Source organism: Streptococcus suis, assembly GCF_019794615.1.
GTDB classification, from domain to species: Bacteria; Bacillota; Bacilli; order Lactobacillales; family Streptococcaceae; genus Streptococcus; species Streptococcus suis_AI.
The window spans coordinates 37,758-56,735 of sequence record NZ_JAIMDU010000006.1; the positions used below are offsets into that span (position 1 = coordinate 37,758).

At 39.3% G+C, this 18,978-nt stretch carries 10 protein-coding genes; all 10 read right to left on the minus strand.

Annotated features, from left to right (window positions below):
• Positions 1-144 precede the first annotated feature (144 nt).
• Positions 145-4,602 carry a starch-binding protein gene (locus K6V43_RS02845; RefSeq protein ID WP_222381538.1) on the minus strand — a complete coding sequence of 1,486 codons (4,458 nt, stop codon included), beginning with the start codon at positions 4,600-4,602 and terminating at the stop codon, positions 145-147.
• 661 nt (positions 4,603-5,263) lie between these two features.
• Positions 5,264-6,127, minus strand: coding sequence for a class C sortase (locus K6V43_RS02850; protein WP_222381541.1), 864 nt, complete (start codon positions 6,125-6,127; stop codon positions 5,264-5,266).
• 24 nt (positions 6,128-6,151) lie between these two features.
• Positions 6,152-7,705, minus strand: coding sequence for a SpaH/EbpB family LPXTG-anchored major pilin (locus tag K6V43_RS02855; RefSeq protein ID WP_222381543.1), 1,554 nt, complete (start codon positions 7,703-7,705; stop codon positions 6,152-6,154).
• Positions 7,706-7,721: 16 nt separating this feature from the next.
• Entirely contained in the window at positions 7,722-11,918 is a 4,197-nt protein-coding gene (locus K6V43_RS02860; RefSeq protein ID WP_222381545.1) for a SpaH/EbpB family LPXTG-anchored major pilin, read from the minus strand.
• Between the two features lie 627 nt (positions 11,919-12,545).
• The gene (locus K6V43_RS02865; RefSeq protein WP_024403479.1) at positions 12,546-12,824 is read right to left on the minus strand and encodes a DUF3165 family protein; all 279 of its coding nucleotides are present in this window, start codon (positions 12,822-12,824) and stop codon (positions 12,546-12,548) included.
• 14 nt (positions 12,825-12,838) lie between these two features.
• Complete coding sequence (typA, locus tag K6V43_RS02870; RefSeq protein WP_024403480.1) at positions 12,839-14,689, minus strand: translational GTPase TypA; 1,851 nt, start codon at positions 14,687-14,689, stop codon at positions 12,839-12,841.
• Positions 14,690-14,906: 217 nt separating this feature from the next.
• On the minus strand, positions 14,907-15,899 hold the full coding sequence (gene asnA, locus K6V43_RS02875; RefSeq protein WP_024403481.1) for an aspartate--ammonia ligase: 993 nt from the start codon (positions 15,897-15,899) through the stop codon (positions 14,907-14,909).
• Positions 15,900-15,982: 83 nt separating this feature from the next.
• On the minus strand, positions 15,983-17,041 hold the full coding sequence (locus K6V43_RS02880) for an MmcQ/YjbR family DNA-binding protein (RefSeq protein ID WP_222381547.1): 1,059 nt from the start codon (positions 17,039-17,041) through the stop codon (positions 15,983-15,985).
• Positions 17,042-17,055: 14 nt separating this feature from the next.
• Complete coding sequence (locus K6V43_RS02885; RefSeq protein WP_222381549.1) at positions 17,056-18,210, minus strand: spr1629 family repressor/antitoxin; 1,155 nt, start codon at positions 18,208-18,210, stop codon at positions 17,056-17,058.
• Between the two features lie 12 nt (positions 18,211-18,222).
• A complete protein-coding gene (locus tag K6V43_RS02890; protein WP_024391052.1) occupies positions 18,223-18,945 on the minus strand; it encodes a spr1630 family ClpXP-sensitive toxin in 723 nt (240 codons plus the stop codon).
• Positions 18,946-18,978 lie beyond the last annotated feature (33 nt).

The window sequence follows — 18,978 nt, forward strand, 5'->3', positions numbered from 1 at the left end:
TATAGATTTTATCATTGTCAAACTCCTTCCAACTACAAATAAAACACAGACAGTTCGGCTGGATTTCATCAAAATCAGCTTGAATCTATCTGTGTTTTTTATTTACTGTCTACTTTTGCCTAGCCTGTTTACAATATATGATCTTTATTTCAATCCATCTTTCGTATATTGTCCATCCAATTTGAAATCAAAACCAACTGCAGATGGAAATTGTACATTGCTATTTGGTTTATTGAAAAGAATTTTCACATTCTTTTCTGCATATTCTTCTGGTAAGTCAATAAAGAAATGACCATCATTTCCTTTTATCATTGGTTTTCCAGGCCATGCCCCAAGGGGACTTTGAATCGGATATCCATAATATGCATAGACATTGGCAGCATCCCAGCCACCAGGATTTTCAAACTGAATCCGGGTATATCCGTCCTCTGGTAGGACAGGATAATGGTTCCCAGTTTGATCATAGAAATGTCCTAACTCAATCGTAAAGCCAGCTTGATTTTGCGCAGGATATTGTACCTTCGTCTCAGGATTATTGAAAATAATTCTTCCCCCCACCAAATCAGCAGACAATTCAATATAGTAGCCAAGTTCATCTTTGGTCATCTCTTTCCCTGGCCAAGTGCCAACAACAGGTTGACCTTTTTGGTCATAAACATAGGCATAGACCTTGTTCCATTTCTGAGGATTGCTGAAATACACACGAGTAGCGATTTTTTCCTCATCTACACTCACCTTGGTTCCAACTTCGACAACTTTTGGAGTTGGTTCTGTTACAACCACTTCCTTCACTTTTTCACGACTAGCTTCAACCCCATTTTTATAGGTCACTTTATAGGTAATCTCTTTACTACCAGCTTTTCCTTCAGAAAGGGTATTGCTCACACCCTTGTCCACTTCAGGGTTTTCCACCGTTTTCGTTTCAAATGGAATGGATTCTGTAACAACCTCCTCTTTTACCGTAACTTCTTCTGCCACTTTCAAACCAGTCTTAGAATAGGTTCCTTTTGCAACAAAATCAAAACCAACAGATTGAGGGTATTGAGCCCCCTTGTTATTACTGAATAAAACTTTCACACCCAATGTGCTGTATGTTGAAGGTACATTTAGAGCATACGCACCTGATGCCTCTTTCGTCATCTTAGTACCCGGCCATGCTCCAAGAAGGTGGTTGCCTTTAGCATCATACATATAGGCATAGACATCTGTCCAATTGTCTGGATTATCGAAATAGATAGTCGTTTGAGCAATTGGCTCCTCTTTCGGCTCTTCTGGAAGCTCCACCGCTTTTTTCGTGATGGTATAGGTTTTTGTAACGGACTGGTTATCCAATGATGTCGCAGTCAATGTCAATGTTACACTACTACCTGCTGCCAAATTTTGACCAACTGTAATGGTTTGTCCGTTGCTGAATGTGACAGCAGAACCATTTCCTAGCTTGTAAGAAGCCGTCTTCGCATTGGCTACTTCCAATGTCAATGTTGCAGTATCAGAGATGTCAATTGTATCCGTAGATTGATCTTTCACTCCAAGAACAACAGGTTTCACTGGCGCTTCCTTCACCGTCACTTGACAAGTCGCCACATGTGAACCATCCACTGTTGTAACAGTTATTTCCGTTTTTCCAGCCTTGATTGCTTTTACAAGACCATCCGATGACACTGTCGCAATATCTGACTGACTAGAAGTCCATGTCAATCGTTTATTGGTCGCATCACTTGGTGTAACTGTTGCTGTTAATTGTTTCGATTGATCAATATCAAGCTCTAAACTTGCTTGATTCAAGGTCACACCCTCTACCGCCTTCACGTCAGCAGACTCATAGTTTGACCATGAAGATGAACCAAACTCATAGAGAGTCTTTGCCACATCAATTGTCAAATCTTTGGTTTGTTGGCTACCGTTATTAAAAATAATCTTGTCGTAATTAGTCTCAGGAGACAATTCAATACTATAGATTCCATCTCCTAAAGCAACCATGGATTCACCTGGCCAAGCTGCATTTTTCTGAATTGGATTGCTGGTTGAAACCCATGCATAGGCATTTACTGTCGCCCAATTAGCCGTATTTTTGAAGTAAATAGTTGTTGCATTCGTATTCTTCTCAACACATACTTCACATTGAGCCTTATGATTGCCATACCGACTTATTACCGTAATGATTGCTGTACCAGGTTTCAGAGCAGTCACTTTTCCAGACTCATCCACCTTAGCCACTGTTGGATCTGAACTTTCCCAAACTACCTCCGGATAAGTGGTGTTTTCTGGTTCAACCTTAGCCTGTAATTGTTCCGATTCCTTGGTCAATAGAGTCAGACTCTTCTTATTTAATGTGATAGAGGTTGGCTTGATAATGTCTGGATTTTCTTCAACCGTCACTTGAATCGTTTTCTCAATGCCATTTGTGGTTTTTACAGTTACTGTCGTTTTCCCTACAGATACACCGGTAATTTCACCATTTGAAACCGTCGCAATATCTGGATTTTTTGAAGTCCATTTTACAATAGGAGAGGCACCCACAGGACTTACTTTAGCCGTTACTTTTGTAGAAGTTGCTTCCTTGATGGTAACGGATGATGTGCTCACTTCCAAGTTTGTAGGTTCTACAACTGAAATTTGGCCATTATCAATCGGTGCAACTGCGCCACCATCAGTCAAATATTGACCATTCGGAATGACACGGCCTGGGGCAGGTGTCTTGATTGTATTCAACACATAGACCTTCATGTTTCCTTTACCAGAAACTTGAGCTGTCAAAGTGCCATTTGACACTACTTTTGTATCGCCTGTCACAGCATCTACATAGGTACCATTTGGGATTCCTGAGAAGGTTGCATTTCCTGAGATAGCTACCAAGGCGAAACTATCTGTCTTATCATCTGTATACCGCCTCTTGAAAGCCATATTTCCTGAGATACCATCAGTAGAATATTGCCCTTTTCTAAGAGCAGGAATAGCTTGGCGGAGACGATTGAGACGAATGATATGTTGAGAAAGAGGAGCTTGTAAAGTCTCAGCAACTTTTCCACTCAGATTTCCAAACTCTGTAAAGTCAGTCGTATCGACATTTCCTTCAAGGTAATCTCCGTAATAAGCACGACCTGTTGCACTCAAAGGCGCATTCGGCCCAACATCTATTGGTTTTCCAGCTTGAAACTCTACTTCACTACCATAGTAAAGCGTCGGAATCCCACGGAATGTAAACATTAATGAGAGATTTTCTGCCCAAGCATCCGTACCACCATTGTAACGAACTGTTTGAGAATTATCTGGTCCATAATCATGTGAATCAACGTAAACCACATTCCAGGTCGCATCGTTGAAATAACGATCCTGCGATTTTGCCGTATTGAAGGCTTGGTTGGCGTTGTTAAAGGACCAGTGCATTTGGAAATCAATCGCACCAAGATCTGATTTTTGAGAGTAATCTGTTGCATGGTAATCATTACCATTCAAAAACGCATTGGAAGAAGTCGGTTGATTCCCTGTATTCATATGATCAAGATAGTGAGATTCGACTAGCTTTTCGTTGGTCGCCAAATCGGTATCGCTCCATCTTGCCTTATAACTTGCATCCGTATCCCAAGTGTAGAATGAGGTTGAAATTGGCGGAGCATCACGGTACCAGACATCGTGACCTTTTGTACAAATCTCCCCGAACATATAAAAATCATTGTTCCCATTCGCTTCAGCTGCCCCTTGTAACTGAGGAAGGAAAGTCGTATTTAAGGTCAAACGAGATAAATGTTTCACCGTATCTACACGGAAGCCATCCACACCCATATTGATGTATTTCTTATAGGCATCAATGAGGTAATTGTAAACCAGCGGATTTTCCGTTTCCAAATCAAAACAGTCATCCGCAATCGTTTTCCGCTGGGCCTCATAATTATCCCAGTCACCACCTCCCGCAAACCCATTATGGTGGTAAATATTCAGCGGATCTCCTGTACCATTCATAACCACTTTGTTGCGAGTTGGATAATCATTGCTTGAAATTTGGTTTTTCAGACTTTCTCCACCCAGTTCGTTCAGGCCTTCTTCACCAAAATTGGAAGTATGGTTGAAAACAACGTCCTGAATAATTTTCATCCCCTTGGCATGCACGGCATCAATCAGAGTTTGATAATCAACCCCATTGGATTCGTACCGATAGTCCACAGCATTAAAATTTGAAGCATGGTAGCCATGATAATCATAACCAGAATTATTTTGGACAACAGGGGTAATCCAAATAGCCGTGAATCCCAATGCTTTAATGTAGTCTAACTGTTCAATTAAGCCCGCAAAGTCCCCACGCCAGGATGGGTCACTTTCAGGATTATTGGCCTTCTTATCTTCAGACGTGCGGGCATTATTGCTTGAATCACCATCATAAAAACGAGTTGTAATCAAAAAATAGATGGTTTCATCCCGAAAATCCGTCCGTGAATTGGCATAGAGAATCCCCCGATCTTTCGCTGACAAAATACCTGTATTTTGAGTATTTGCAGAGACGGTCTGTGAATACAGGGGAAGCATGTTTGGAACGATAGTACTCGCCCCAAGCACCATTGACATGGTTAGCCTTGTAACTTTACTAGCAAACTGTTTCTTATTCATTCGTCACCTTTTTAAACATTCTTTTATCTCCAACAATTAGGAAGCACTTTACAATCTTCCTAAAACCAAACGAAATTGTGCAACCGTTTTCATTTGAACTCAAAAAATAAAGTGGACCGATTTGTCATTATCGGTACAGCTTCTTTGAAAAGTGAACCAAACCCTGATTTGATTCATAAGTAAATTAACACACATTTTACTAATAAGATTCTACAGAAGATCTGAACTAAACAAGCTGTGAAATCGTTTTCGATAGGTTCAGAAATAAAATACCACTAGATCGGTATTATCATCTCAGATCTATCTTTCAACAGGTTCCGCACTTGATGGCCATTTTCCTGTTAGAAACACCTAAGAGTCGTATCAAACACTGCAAATTACCTAACACGTTTTCATCACAAATTTATAAGCATTTCACCTAGCACTATTTCTGTTACCACTCCTTTCACACTGAATGACCTAATATTAGCAATAGTTTGTGAAATCGTTTTCATAAACTACCAAAAATAAAGTGATCAGTATTTTTACTAAGATATTGATCACTTTACTTTATTTACATTTTTTAGGAGTTTATATAGTGTATTAACAATTATCAGTTACAACATTATCATTTTTATTATCCATATTTTAAAGAAAATAGAGCTTTCAACCGCTATGGCAGTTAACGTTTAGGAGAATGTTTACGGTTTCTTCTATATTTTCCAAATAGCAATAATAAGATAAGGAAGAGTGCAATACTTGCAACAAGAACCGGCATCAAAGCATAATAGTCAACTTTTGCTTCCTTCTCATCGCTTTCCATCTGTTCAGGAACATATGGAATACGATACCCTCTAACCAGTAAGCGATGACTATTGACCATATATGGTGTACAAGTCACTAGTGTAATATAATCTTGTCCCTTAACAATTTGTAAACTACTTACATCGGTCGGCTCTACAACTTTTATATCATCCACTTGATAGGCATGTATCTCACCTTCACCAAGTTCTATATAAAAACGATCCCCTTTTACCAAATCTGGTAAATCGGTAAATAGTTTAGCCTCGGTCAAACCACGGTGACCAGAAATAACAGAGTGAGTAGACTCTCCCCCAATCGGATAAGAAGTCCCCTCGAGATAAGTAGCTCCCTTTGACAAAAAAGCTTCAGTCGTCTGGTCAAAAACCGGTAACCTAACAGAAATCTTAGGAATTGAAATCACTCCTATGATATGGTCTTCATAGATTACTTTGGTTTCTTCAATTTCCTTAGCTTCGTCAGAAAATGGATCAAATCCTGGAGAGATATTTTGATAAGCAAACTGCTTATTCATCTCTTCCATTTTCGAAAGTTGTTGTTGATATTCTTCCTTGCTTTTCTGATTTGCTTCTTCCTGATAATGTCGAATCAATTGCTGATTGATTAGATCATTTAATGAGTTTCGAATAAATGGATAGGAGAGAACACCAATACCAGAGACCAAAATCAATACCATGATTGTATCAATTAGTCTTCTCTTGATATTCTTTCTGGTTCTAGCCATGTTCTCACCTCCAATCTATTTTTACTAGGCTGCTTTACGACGAGCTACAAAGTATACGCCAGCAAGCCCAACCATTGCAGCACCAAAAGCTACAAAGAGAATGATACCTGTACCACCAGTTGAAGGAAGGAAACCTTTAGGTGTATTAGCAACGTTATGTGGAGTTGTAGTTGTAGTCTTATATGAATCAAATGCAACAGTGAACGCAATACGTTTAGACAATTTCACGTAGTCTGTTGGTGCTTTCGTTTCTTCAAGATAGTAAGTACCATAAGTCAAACCTTTGATGTCAACAATACCTTCAGCTCCAGTTGTGAATTTAGTTGCATCATCATAGTTATCAACCCATGAAATTTCTTTTGTTTTATCATTAATATACAAGTATTTTGCAGTAGTAGCATCTGCATCACGTACAACGAATTCAGCACCAGCAAGTGGTTGTTTGCTATTCACATCAGTCTTGATGAAACGGTAGCCACCAGTGTACACTTCTTTTTCGTTACCTGGTGTTGTCACAACGTCATTGAAATCATCTGTCTTACGACCATATTCAACAGTTACTTTGTTGACATTTTTTTCGTCTATTTTTGCAGTAGCATTCAATTTCATTGTATAAGTGAATTCAAGAGTCTTACCACCTTGTTCAGCAAGTTTGTTAATACCATCTTGAGTCAATTTCACTTTGAAGGTTTCTTTACCTTCTACAACTGGTTCACCCACAACAATTGTATAATCTGTATTTTCTTCTAGAATAATATCAGTGCCAGCAACTTTCAATTCATGTACACCGGCTTTATCGAAAGCTAATGTTGTATCATGAATATCGACTAAACCAAAAGTATTGTAGTGTGGAGTTACACCATCAACTTCTTTTACACCAATGTTAGCAGGGATTTTTGTTGACAATTTGAATTCAATATCTTGACCGATATTATAGTTGTTGCGTCCAGCTGCATCAGGGTTAGGGTTTGTGATATCTTTTACTGGAGTAATCTCTTCCGTAGTGTTTTTAGGATACAAATGAATAGTTGGTAATTCAATATCAGTGTATGTTCCATCACCATTCAATTGATATACTGGGAAGCTAAGTACCAAGTTCTTTTCAGCAGCAGTAATACCAGTTTTTGGCTTTTCAACAAAGACATAGACAGCATTGCTATCACCAGATTTTTTAGGTAACTCGAAAGTTGCGGCTCCGCCATTTGCAGTTACTTTAGTAGCCAAAGGTTTTGCACTTGAAACAACTGAAGGTTTGTGACCCGCGGTTCCTTGCACATGAGCACGAGCTGCATCATCAGCTGCTTGCGCATTTGTTGAGTTATAAACTTCGTTATACTTAGTATAGTATGCAGCAGTTACATCATATACATCATAAGTAATACCATCTAGGAATTCTACACCTGACAAAGTTAACTCACTACCAGTATTGGTGATAGTACCGTTGTAGTTTTTAACTTTATGAATTGTTACGGTTGCAGATCCACTTGTATCCTCAGCCGATACGACCGGGGTAAACAAATTGCTGAAAACACCTACAAAAAGTGTCGCTAGCAAAGCAAAAATTTTGAACTTCTTCATTTGATTTCTCCTCGTTTTATTTGTCGTTTTTTCTCCTAATCATCACAAGTGATGATGCCATAATGAACAATCCCACAAAGGCCGTTGATGTCACTACTACCCCAGTCTCAGGTAATCGAATTTTTGGTTTTTTAACGTTAATTATCGATAACACTGGACCGTCTGTGTATGTCGAAACATCGACAGTAAATGTGGTAGGTTTGTCATTTAAGACATAACCAGAAGGTGCTCGCACCTCACTAACAAGGTACTCGCCATATCTCAATCCTTTTATTTCAAAATAACCTTCATCATCTGAGGTTAATCGAACAACTCCAGATGCATTTGTAGCTACTTTTTCGAATTGATACTTTCCTTCCTTATAGGTGAGGACTGCATCGTTAGTAGGATTTTTGATAACAAAAGTTGCCTCGGCCAAAGGATTTTGTTTTCCTTCAGCTGCTCGTTTGATGAATCGAAAACCTCCTGTTTGGACATTTTCTCTATCAACCAATGGAGTTAAATCTCCTGGATACAGTGTTGCTGTATTGACCAAATCTTGATCAATAGCTGCCGTATCCTTGATAACCATATTGTAGGTTATTTCGATTTTCTTCCCACCAAATTGCGCCAATTTGGCTACATCAAACACTACTCTAAATTGATTTTCTGACAGGTTTACAGCCTTGGTAATATCTTGTTGCTCTTGCCCGTCTACAAAAATCACTAAACTATCAGGAATAAATTGTAATCCTTTATCGTAAATGTCTTCGATCTCATATGACGATAAATTTGCAATATCTTGTGGAATAATCGTCGATAAACGATAATCTATCGGTTCACCGAAACTATAACTTGACTGTTTCTCATCAATCGTTTTATCAAAAGTAAACGTCCCATGTGACTTTGGATAGAGCGGAATCACTGATTTTTCATTCCCTTCATCATCCAGTATTGGCAAAACCACGACTAGTGATTCCATTTTTGTTACAGCAACAGGAGTTACCGTTTCTCGTATGAGATAAACCGCAGGTCGCTGGTTATTAATCTTTGCAACTGTAAAATTGACAATCCCTGATTGATCCGTTACGGCAGTAGTTACAGATTTTCCTTTCACATCACTACTGTCTCTCAATCGTTCCTGTGCATTTTTGGGTGTTAGCTGTTGGTTACTGACTAAATCATAAAATGTATCCGTAACATCCAGAATCTCTAACTCTGCACCTGGAACAGCTACTCCTGATTTGTATTGGGTATCGCTCGGTTGATACACAAGCCGATGTACTTCAAAAGTAACCTGATTGTTTTCTTGTGCCAATACTTTCTGAGTACCACTATTCAACCCCATTAGACCAGCAGTTGAAACCAACAGTACGATAAACCATTTCAATATTCTTTTTCTTGCAAGCAAGAATAAGAATGCTACGGCAATCATACTCAAACCGATTGTGATATACTGTAAAATTCCATTTCCACCAGTTGTTGGAAGAATTGATTTCCTTTTGTTGTATATTTTCAATTGTCCTGAGTAGATGTCACCATCTTTTTTCGTAAATTCAAATGGATTTGCATCAGTTTCAGTATCAGCTTTATCGTAGGTCACATTGATTCCATCAGCTTTAGAAGTCGTGATTGTAAAGTAACCCTTTAATTGAATAAAGCCATCAACTGTCTGACTTTCTACAAGATAGTAGGTTTGGTCAGCTTTAATCAAATCACTACCAAAAACAATTTTACCCTCTAGGTTCGTTTTCAGAGTGGTAATCTCATTTGAGAATGTATTTCCTTCACGATTTCTATATAATGTGAACGATACATTTTCAAGTGGTCGTTGGAAGGTGGAACTTTGTTTCTCCAGAATTAATTCAAAGTCTTGAGGTTCGTTGGTTACCTGGGTCGGATCGTATTTATAATTTTGACTTACACCGTCAATTTCTAGACCTTCACGATAATTCACCTCAAATCCATTTTCATCTGGGTAATATTGTTGTTTGATTTTATATCCAGCAGGCGCGGTAACTTCCTTCCAACGATAGGTACCAGCCTTTAAATTTGAAATGGTGATTTTTCCATCTTCACCTGTAGTTTTGTTATCACCTACCGCCTTCCATTCTGAACCGACTTTTTGTTCCAAGGAGAAAACTGCTCCAGGCAATGCCGCATTGGTATCGCTTGCTTTTTTCTCTAGACTCACTTGATAGAGTCGTGAGTTAGTCTGGTTTGCCGAGTAGACATATTTATTATCTGTGCTTGCTGTGAAAACTCCTGTCAACGTACCTGAAGAATCATATCCCGCTGGTACTGAAACCTCTTTCCATGAAAGATTTGGTGCATCTGGGAAATATTTAACAATCAATTTTCCAGCATCCCCAGATTGCTCACTTATTTGGCCATTCTCAACTGGCACGTAGGACTTCCCTGACAAGAATTGTTTAGCTTCTGTTTCAGTTTCAGTCCACTCAAAACCTGTAGCTCCAGCATTTAATTTCAAATAATACTGCTTATCATTTTCTGTTTTCGAAATAATAAACGGCACATCATTCAAAGGCTGCTCCGTATCACTATCTATTTTGGTCAGTTCCAGCTGATACAGTTTTTTATTGGTCGCGGTAAAGTTGAAAGCATTTTCTTTTAGAGACTCAGAATAATTAACTAAGAAACCATTCTCATTTGGATAATATTCTTGTTCCAGTTGATACCCTGCTGGTGGTGCAATCTCTCTCCAACGGTAAGTACCAGAGGTCAATTGAGTCAACTTAATCTTTCCAAGACTTTGGAATACACCGCTATAAACTCCAATTTCCATGTCTTGTTGTGTTCCAGTCATTAGTTGTTTCACATATTGACCGTTTTTCGGATTATAGAACTCTTGGACTTCCCAATCACCAGTTGTCTCATTCTTTTTTTCAAGGTGGAAAACTGCATCAGAAACTGGATTATTATCCTGATCCACTTTGCTCAACTCTGCAGTATAGTAATTCACTGGCAGTTGCAACATCTGTACTGCTTGGTTGTTTTGGAAACCACCTGTTGAACCTGAGAATCCCCAATAGACCGAGTCAGCCGTGCTATTTACTGCGAATACGTTTACTACATTTAAGTCTGAGATAGTGTAACTAAGAATATCAGAACCATCATAATAGGTATTTTCAATCGTAGAAATATTTTGATACCCTTGGTGTCCATTTCTATAGATCTTATAGGTTAAGTCACCCGTTGTATCTGTTTTTGGCGTCCATATTACTTCCAAACGGTGCCACTGATTATCTGCCAATTTTTTTGTTGGATTTGAACTAACTTGCCAACCTTTTTGATAATCTAGGTGAGAGATCGCACCATCCCAACCAACTGAAAGCATCTGTTCATGTTTGGTTACCTGATCAAAGGTTAATCCTGTATTATTTGCCAAGTTATCCTGAATTTTATTTAGATAGTTTATAGCGATATGCCCATAACTTGAATTCAGTGTACCTTGACGAATCCCTCCATCGCGGTTCGTTCTGTTTACAAAGTCCCATAAGTCATTATCCGAAAATTGCTTACCGTTTAGTAAATACTCATCATTTAGAAATGTATCAAACTCTAGCGCAATACCATTTGTCACTCCTTTTTGCATGTACACATATCTATTTTGACCCGCTGCTGCACTAAAGTTGTTACCATAAATACCCAAGCCATTACCCAGGGCACCATATGCATTGATCCCAAAGTTATTTTCATTACCAGATAGAACTTTTCTATCATAAGCTGATAATGTTTCATCCTTCTTGTCGTTGTGCATGGTAAAGGTAATACCATCAGCACCACTATCATTATCGCCCTTGTTCCCTAAATAGACATAGGAAACCATGTGAAACGGCTCATTCAGCCTAACTTTGTAGTCGTCCAAACTCCACATGACCCCAGACTGCCAAGTCGAGTCCCTTGTCAATACTGCAACAGAAGAATCAGTTGCAGTAACATAAGATTTAAGTTCGGTATAGCCACTAACAACAGTACCAGAATCACGCGGAATTCCGCCGTAATCCAACTTTGGATAGTTAAACATTGAACTGAGGTCTACGATATTTTTCACAGCAGGTGGTTGGGGCAAGGTGCTTGTAACATCGTTACCACCACCCGTTGGCCACTCATTAAGACCATTATTCGGTAGCGCAAACACCTCCAAAGGGCTGCTCCCAAGAGCTACGAGAAAAACCATAAGCCCCGTGATAATTTTTTTTATAATTTTCATAAATAATCTCTCTCACATATAATATTAATGATTTTGCATACATTTATATATCAAATGCAATCGTTTGCTTAATTGTATCATGTTTTTACAACAAATTCAAACTTGTAAAAAATTACCTGTTTTCATTCATACGCCTTTTGCGTACATGTTTTCCCGCTGTTTTCTTTTTACTTACAAACTTTTTACAAGCAAAATTGTTACCGGTAACAAAATCGTGAATGCGTTTTCATATTAATTTGAGCTAAATCAGCGCATAGCTATGTGTATTTGTGTGCATTATTACTCAAAATGAATTGTTGTATAACATTCTATTTATCATTGACTCTTCAATCAACTACGGAGTCTTATTTTGTTTATAAATGAGACGGGACTCATACATCAATATCTTGTCGAGTTTTTGAAACGAGTTTACTCGAACAATCTTCACAAAGACGGTTCTAATAGTGCTCTAATAATAAGCATTTGACTGAAATCCACCACTAGAATACTCATATATTTAAGTGATTTGAACAAATTGGGGAATGCAAAATATACAACGAGTTCCTGATGTTTTTCAAGATAGCGCAAAAAAAACCACCAGCAAATTAAGCTGGTGGCCGAAAGGAGGCATTCACGTTTTCACAAATTTTAGTAGATATCTCTCTTCGTTCTTGATGAACGTTTGGTATTTGGTTTATCTAAATGATGAATATCCCACATAGCCCAGAATGCAATCATGAGCATGATAATGGCAACCCAGACATGAGAAGAGAATTCTAAAACCTTTAAAAAAGCTAATAAGAGGGCTATAAAAAGTGCTACCAAAACAAATACTGCAACCATGAGATTAATGGTTCCTCGAATACTATTTGGTGCTGCAAAGATGTAGAATAGCACCAGCAACATGGCTAAGATTAGATAAAACATGCCTCTCCTTTTTCTTATCCTTCTTCAGTCGCTAATTTTTTCTTTTTAGCAGCCTTATCACGCTCTGCCTTGTTCAAGACTTGCTTACGAAGACGAATGGATTCTGGTGTGACTTCCATGTACTCGTCATCATTCAAGAATTCAAGTGATTCTTCAAGAGTCAAGATACGTGGTGTCTTAATAACCGCTGTTTGGTCTTTCGTCGCTGAACGAACGTTGGTCATTTGTTTAGCAGTCGTGATATTCACAGTCAAATCATTTTCACGAGAGTTTTCACCGATGATCATTCCCTCGTATACTTCAGTACCTGGGTTGACAAAGATGGTACCACGTTCTTCGATACGCATGATAGAGTAAGTCGTTGCCTTACCTTGGTCGATAGAGACAAGGGCGCCACGGTGACGACCACCAATTTCACCAGGAACAACTGGTAGATACTGATCGAAAGTATGGTTCATGATACCATAACCACGAGTCATTGAAAGGAATTCTGTAGAATAACCAATCAAACCACGCGCAGGTACAAGGAAAACAAGACGAGTTTGGCCATTACCTGTTGAAACCATATCCAACATATCACCCTTACGCTCAGAAAGGGATTGGATAACAGAACCTTGGTATTCTTCAGGAGTATCGATTTGCACGCGCTCAAATGGCTCCATTTTCACGCCGTCGATTTCTTTGATGATAACTTCTGGACGTGATACTTGAAGCTCATAGCCTTCACGACGCATGGTTTCAATCAAGATAGACAAGTGCAATTCACCACGACCTGAAACAGTCCATTTATCTGGTGAATTGGTTGGATCTACACGAAGAGATACGTCTGTCTGCAATTCAGCCAAGAGACGCTCTTCAATCTTACGTGAAGTTACCCATTTCCCTTCACGACCCGCAAATGGTGAGTTGTTCACCAAGAAAGTCATTTGAAGAGTAGGCTCATCGATACGAAGAACTGGAAGTGCCTCAACTGCATCTGTCGGTGTTACTGTTTCACCAACGAAGATGTCTTCCATACCAGAAACGGCAATCAAGTCACCCGCTTTAGCTTCTTGGATTTCTTTACGCTCAAGGCCGAAGAAACCAAAGAGTTTTGTAACGCGGAAGTTTTTCGTTGTGCCATCTAGTTTAGAAAGGGTAACTTGGTCACCAACTTTAACAGTACCACGGAAGACACGACCGATACCGATACGACCTACGAATTCATTGTAGTCCAAAAGTGAAACTTGGAACTGCAATGGCTCATCTGAGTTGTCCACTGGAGCTGGGATATGCTCGATGATGGTATCAAAGATTGGTGCCATTGTTTCTTCTTGGTCATCTGGATTGTCAGACAATGAAGAAGTACCATTAATCGCTGACGCGTAGACAACTGGGAATTCCAATTGATCGTCGTCTGCCCCAAGTTCGATGAAGAGTTCAAGCACTTCATCCACTACTTCTTCAGGACGAGCAGATGGTTTGTCAATCTTATTCACAACCACGATAGGTGTCAAGTTTTGTTCAAGCGCTTTTTTCAATACGAAACGAGTCTGTGGCATGGTTCCTTCATAAGCATCCACGACAAGGACTACACCATCAACCATTTTCATGATCCGCTCAACCTCACCACCAAAGTCCGCGTGTCCTGGTGTGTCCATGATGTTGATACGAGTACCGTTATAAGCTACGGCAGTATTTTTTGCAAGGATGGTGATACCACGCTCTTTCTCAATATCATTTGAGTCCATGGCACGCTCATCCAATTGCGTACGCTCATCCAATGTTTGGGATTGTTTTAATAGTTCATCAACGAGGGTTGTTTTTCCGTGGTCAACGTGGGCAATAATAGCAACGTTACGGATGTCTTCTCTAAGTTTTGTCATAATATCCTCTGTATATTTTAATTTAACTAAAAAAGTATATCATAGATTGGCGTAAAAATCACAGATAATCATGTTGTAAATGTTTTCAACAATGAATTGCAAGTATTCAAAAAGAGAATGAAAACAAAAAAGTTTGGAACTTCTAAAATAAGTCCAAACATTTTTATCATTTTCCTATCGCTGGCAAGGCCATTTTGCATGATTCTTTATCCTGTTTTTAAAGAATATTTTCAAAGGTGTCACGAACATCTTGTGGCCAAACGCTAGATTGCACTTCACCGATATGTTTCTTACGAAGCAAGAACATAGCCAGACGTGATTGACCAATCCCTCCACCGATTGTCAATGGGAACAAGCCATTCAAGAGTGCACGGTGCCAGTCATATTCTAAACGGTCTTCATCACCTGTAATGGCAACTTGGCGTTTGAGTGCTTCCTCGTCAACACGAATTCCCATTGACGAGATTTCAAAAGCTGACCCAAGTGCTTCGTTCCATACCAAAATATCCCCGTTAAGGCCTTTATAGCCTGCTTCAGATGGGCTTGTCCAGTCATCATAGTCAGGGGCACGGCCATCATGTGGTTTACCATCTGCCAATTCACCACCGATACCGATTAGGAAGACCGCACCGTATTCCTTGGCAACCACATTTTCACGCTCTTTTGGTGTCAAGTCTGGGAAATTTTTCACCAAGTCTTCTGTGTGAATAAAGGTAATCTTCTTCGGTAAGACAGATTCGATATCGTAGCGTGCTTCAACTGCAAGCTCAGTCAATCGAATGGCCTTATAGATTTGTTCGACCGTTTCCTTCAGATAAGCCAAGTTGCGACGGCCATCAGGGATGACCTTTTCCCAGTCCCACTGATCCACATACACCGAGTGAATCGGATCCAAGGAATCCTCATCTGGACGCAAGGCTTTCATATGTACAAAAAGACCTTCTCCTTCGTGAAATCCAAAGCGAGCCAAGGTATGACGCTTCCATTTTGCAAGCGAATGAACCACTTCATAAGTAGCATCTGGTATCAGCTTCACATTAACGGTAACTGCATTCTCCACACCGGACAAATTATCCTGCATACCATCCCCGACACGACTCAAGATCGGTCCTTGCACTTCTACGATTTCTAACTTATCTTTTAAATACTGTGTAAATGTATTTTTGACAAAAGAAATCTCCTCTTGCTGATGAATGAAGCTTTTCTTCATACCTACTCCTCCTTAAATTTTAATAGTCTTATTATACCGCTTTTTTTGCAGATGTAAAGATTTTTATTAAATATTCTGATAATTTAATAAATATTTATCACTTCCGATGTCAGAACGTCTATCAACTCCTTTGTGAGACGTCTAGGACCACGTACCGCCTTGACACCTAAGTCCAACATACGCTCCCTCGGCAAGACTGCATCAGATAGCTGGGCAATCAATTCCACTTGCATGACTTTCTTCTCTGTTGGAATGTCTGATTCCCCGCGATTTTCCAAGTTCGCCCCCAAGACACGGCAGACATAGCGGATGGCCTGTACAGGCGCCGTCACATAGATAGCTACAATATCTCCAGCTTGAATGATTGATTTTTGTGGCCAATAGACTATCTTATTTTCCGCAAACTCGGTATCAATATCATAGACCTTTGGATTGGCAGGAATAACCCAGTAATCAGGCCCTTGATCCGCCTTATAGGATTTTGGTCCTACCAGATAGCGGCTCTTCTCAAGGAGGGCCAAAATCGCCTGATCCTCCACAGTATCATCCAGCAAGACCGACCCCCAGGTCTTCTTTGACATATGGTAGGCAGGATAGATGCCCGACTGGCTTAGCAGCTCTGCTATTTCCCGACCATCGACCTTGAGATTGACAATCTCCACCAACTCTTGGTCAGTGCTCCCATCCAGCTGTCCCCGCTTGACCTGAGTTACCAAAGCGTACCACTTATTATTGGCAGGATGACGAAAAGCCCCCGTCTCTGGCGACTTGGCAAAGGGATAATCAGGTAGGTCACCCCACTTCTCCTTGATGAGCTGGGCTATGCGGTTGCTTTGGTCCTTGGAAAATGGCAGAGCGATACAACAAGCCTCCTCTACTCGAGCCAAAATGGACTGATAGCTTTCTCTCACCTGCTCCACAAATGCCCCAGCTGGCGCAGTCACCAGATGGGCGGTATAGACCTCCTCCATCTCACAATCCCAGACAAAGGACGACAGCTGACCAGCCTTATCAACCTCCACCACCGCCTCAAACTGCCCCTCCATGAACACCTCACGGTAGGTGTAACGATTGTCGGCGAAATGAAACCCGAAAGGGATGAGGGAGGGGAGGTGGATTTGGTAAGAATTGGTTTTGTTCATTACTCTACTCCCCATCATTGTTTTCTAGAAAACAATGGAATTACATTATCAAACGTATCTAATTGAAGCAAATACTTATCAAAAAATTTCACATCAAATGAAAATAATTGACTGATGAAATTCTTTGATACCCTCTGATTTCGTTCAATATCTGACAGAGTTAAAAGATTGTTTGAAAGGATGACATCTAAGATACTTCTGATTTTACTTGGTTTCTTTAAGGGAATTTCCAAATCTAGTGGCTCAACTACTTTATATCCTTTTTTTGAAATCTGCCGATAGAAATAAGAATTTTGCTGTGGAGTCAGTAAGCCAAGCTTGTAGGCTCTATATTCAAGCGCTTGAATTGAGACACCAAAACGTTTTTTTAACAAGATATATTGATCAGGATTGCTGACACGCTTACCTACAATATTCACAAAATCCATTAAAAATTGTTTCCTAGGTAACAGGAAATAGGAGGCAAATTGATTGGCTTCTTTCTCTTTTTCCTCTAATTCTTCTTTTGACAGTTCCTCAAAATCCACTTGGTTGTGCAAGAGTAGATGCCCTAGTTCATGTGCTAAATCAAAATTACGTCGCACCGCTGATTTTCCTAGCCCCAAAACGATAAAAGGTCGACCATTACGTGACCAAGCACTATAGGCATCCGCATTTCCATTGATTAATCTCTCTGAAATGTATATCCCAGATTTTTCTAAACTATAGAGGAGATTGGCATTATCAACTGATACTGCCAATACCTCTCTAGCATGATCAGCAATAAATTCAAGTGATTCATGTTGCTGAAGTTTTTGCTCAATACTATCAACTAACTGGTAAATTATTTGATTAGGAATGGATACAAAGTTCTCCAAATAATCTATCATTTGATTCATTTTTTCCAAATATACCATTTGGATATGGATAGTTTTTTTGGCCTCAAGGTCTGCATTCCGAAAGGCAATGCGACTTAGTGAGAATGAACCATTCTTATCAACAACATCAAAATAATCAACTTCAACCTGAAAAAAACGAGCCATTGCTATCTTATTTTTCATTTTTGGAAGAGTAACTCCTGTTTCAAATTGCCAAATAGCCTGTTCGGACACCTCAAGCTCTCTTGCCAAATCTGCACGTGTAAGGCCATTCAGAAGTCGTAATTCTTCCAGTCTTGAACCATTGAACATTTTTTTGCCTTTCTAAGCTTCTTTTTCTGAAGCGAGACGTGGTATAATCTCAAAATCAGCTACATCATCAATCTCTGATAAGCCTTGTAACTCTTGATATTTTTCATCGTTAAAATCGACATTACTTGTAGAAATAAATGTTGATAAATTTTGAATTTCAATCAATTTCCCAGTTCTTGAATCAGGCATGATAACCTGAATATTCGTCAAGTGATGTAATTCATCAGCCTGATATGTGATAAAGAAAAAGTTATTGATAGATTGTTCAGACCGATTCAAAAGTTCAAATAAATTGTCATCAAACAATTCCATTTGAACAGGGAAAAGCGTACTTTCATCTGTATTCCTTGAAAGATTTTCTAGGTAACTTGTATTAATTTGAGCATAGTCAAATAAATAGCCCTTTCCACTTTTTACTGCTGTTGGAAAAACCTGTCGCAAGCGAGTAAGACCTTTTAAAACAAAACATACACGTCCTAATAGTTGATTTTCTGAGTTAAATTCTAAAAATTCCCAAGATTGACCCGCATGTTTCAACTCAAATTTATCAATAAAATTTAGGTTTGCAGTTGCAAGAGCATCATCTATATGATTAGCTTTAGTCCAAGCATAACCAGCAGAAACATGCATTGTTCTTCTCTTTTCAATTCGCTCATCAAGATAGGACTTGTATCCCTTCAATATAGCATCTACAATAGATTGACTTTGATCGGGAGTAAACACTTCTTTTTCCATATGCACCTCCATTTTTAATTATTTTATCATATT

Bases quoted from the DNA above. Each gene is read 5' to 3' on its own strand.
- K6V43_RS02845 (WP_222381538.1), bottom strand. From the start codon at position 4,602: ATGAATAAGAAACAGTTTGCTAGTAAAGTTACAAGGCTAACCATGTCA.
- K6V43_RS02850 (WP_222381541.1), bottom strand. From the start codon at position 6,127: ATGGCTAGAACCAGAAAGAATATCAAGAGAAGACTAATTGATACAATC.
- K6V43_RS02855 (WP_222381543.1), bottom strand. From the start codon at position 7,705: ATGAAGAAGTTCAAAATTTTTGCTTTGCTAGCGACACTTTTTGTAGGT.
- K6V43_RS02860 (WP_222381545.1), bottom strand. From the start codon at position 11,918: ATGAAAATTATAAAAAAAATTATCACGGGGCTTATGGTTTTTCTCGTA.
- K6V43_RS02865 (WP_024403479.1), bottom strand. From the start codon at position 12,824: ATGTTTTATCTAATCTTAGCCATGTTGCTGGTGCTATTCTACATCTTT.
- typA (WP_024403480.1), bottom strand. From the start codon at position 14,689: ATGACAAAACTTAGAGAAGACATCCGTAACGTTGCTATTATTGCCCAC.
- asnA (WP_024403481.1), bottom strand. From the start codon at position 15,899: ATGAAGAAAAGCTTCATTCATCAGCAAGAGGAGATTTCTTTTGTCAAA.
- K6V43_RS02880 (WP_222381547.1), bottom strand. From the start codon at position 17,041: ATGAACAAAACCAATTCTTACCAAATCCACCTCCCCTCCCTCATCCCT.
- K6V43_RS02885 (WP_222381549.1), bottom strand. From the start codon at position 18,210: ATGTTCAATGGTTCAAGACTGGAAGAATTACGACTTCTGAATGGCCTT.
- K6V43_RS02890 (WP_024391052.1), bottom strand. From the start codon at position 18,945: ATGGAAAAAGAAGTGTTTACTCCCGATCAAAGTCAATCTATTGTAGAT.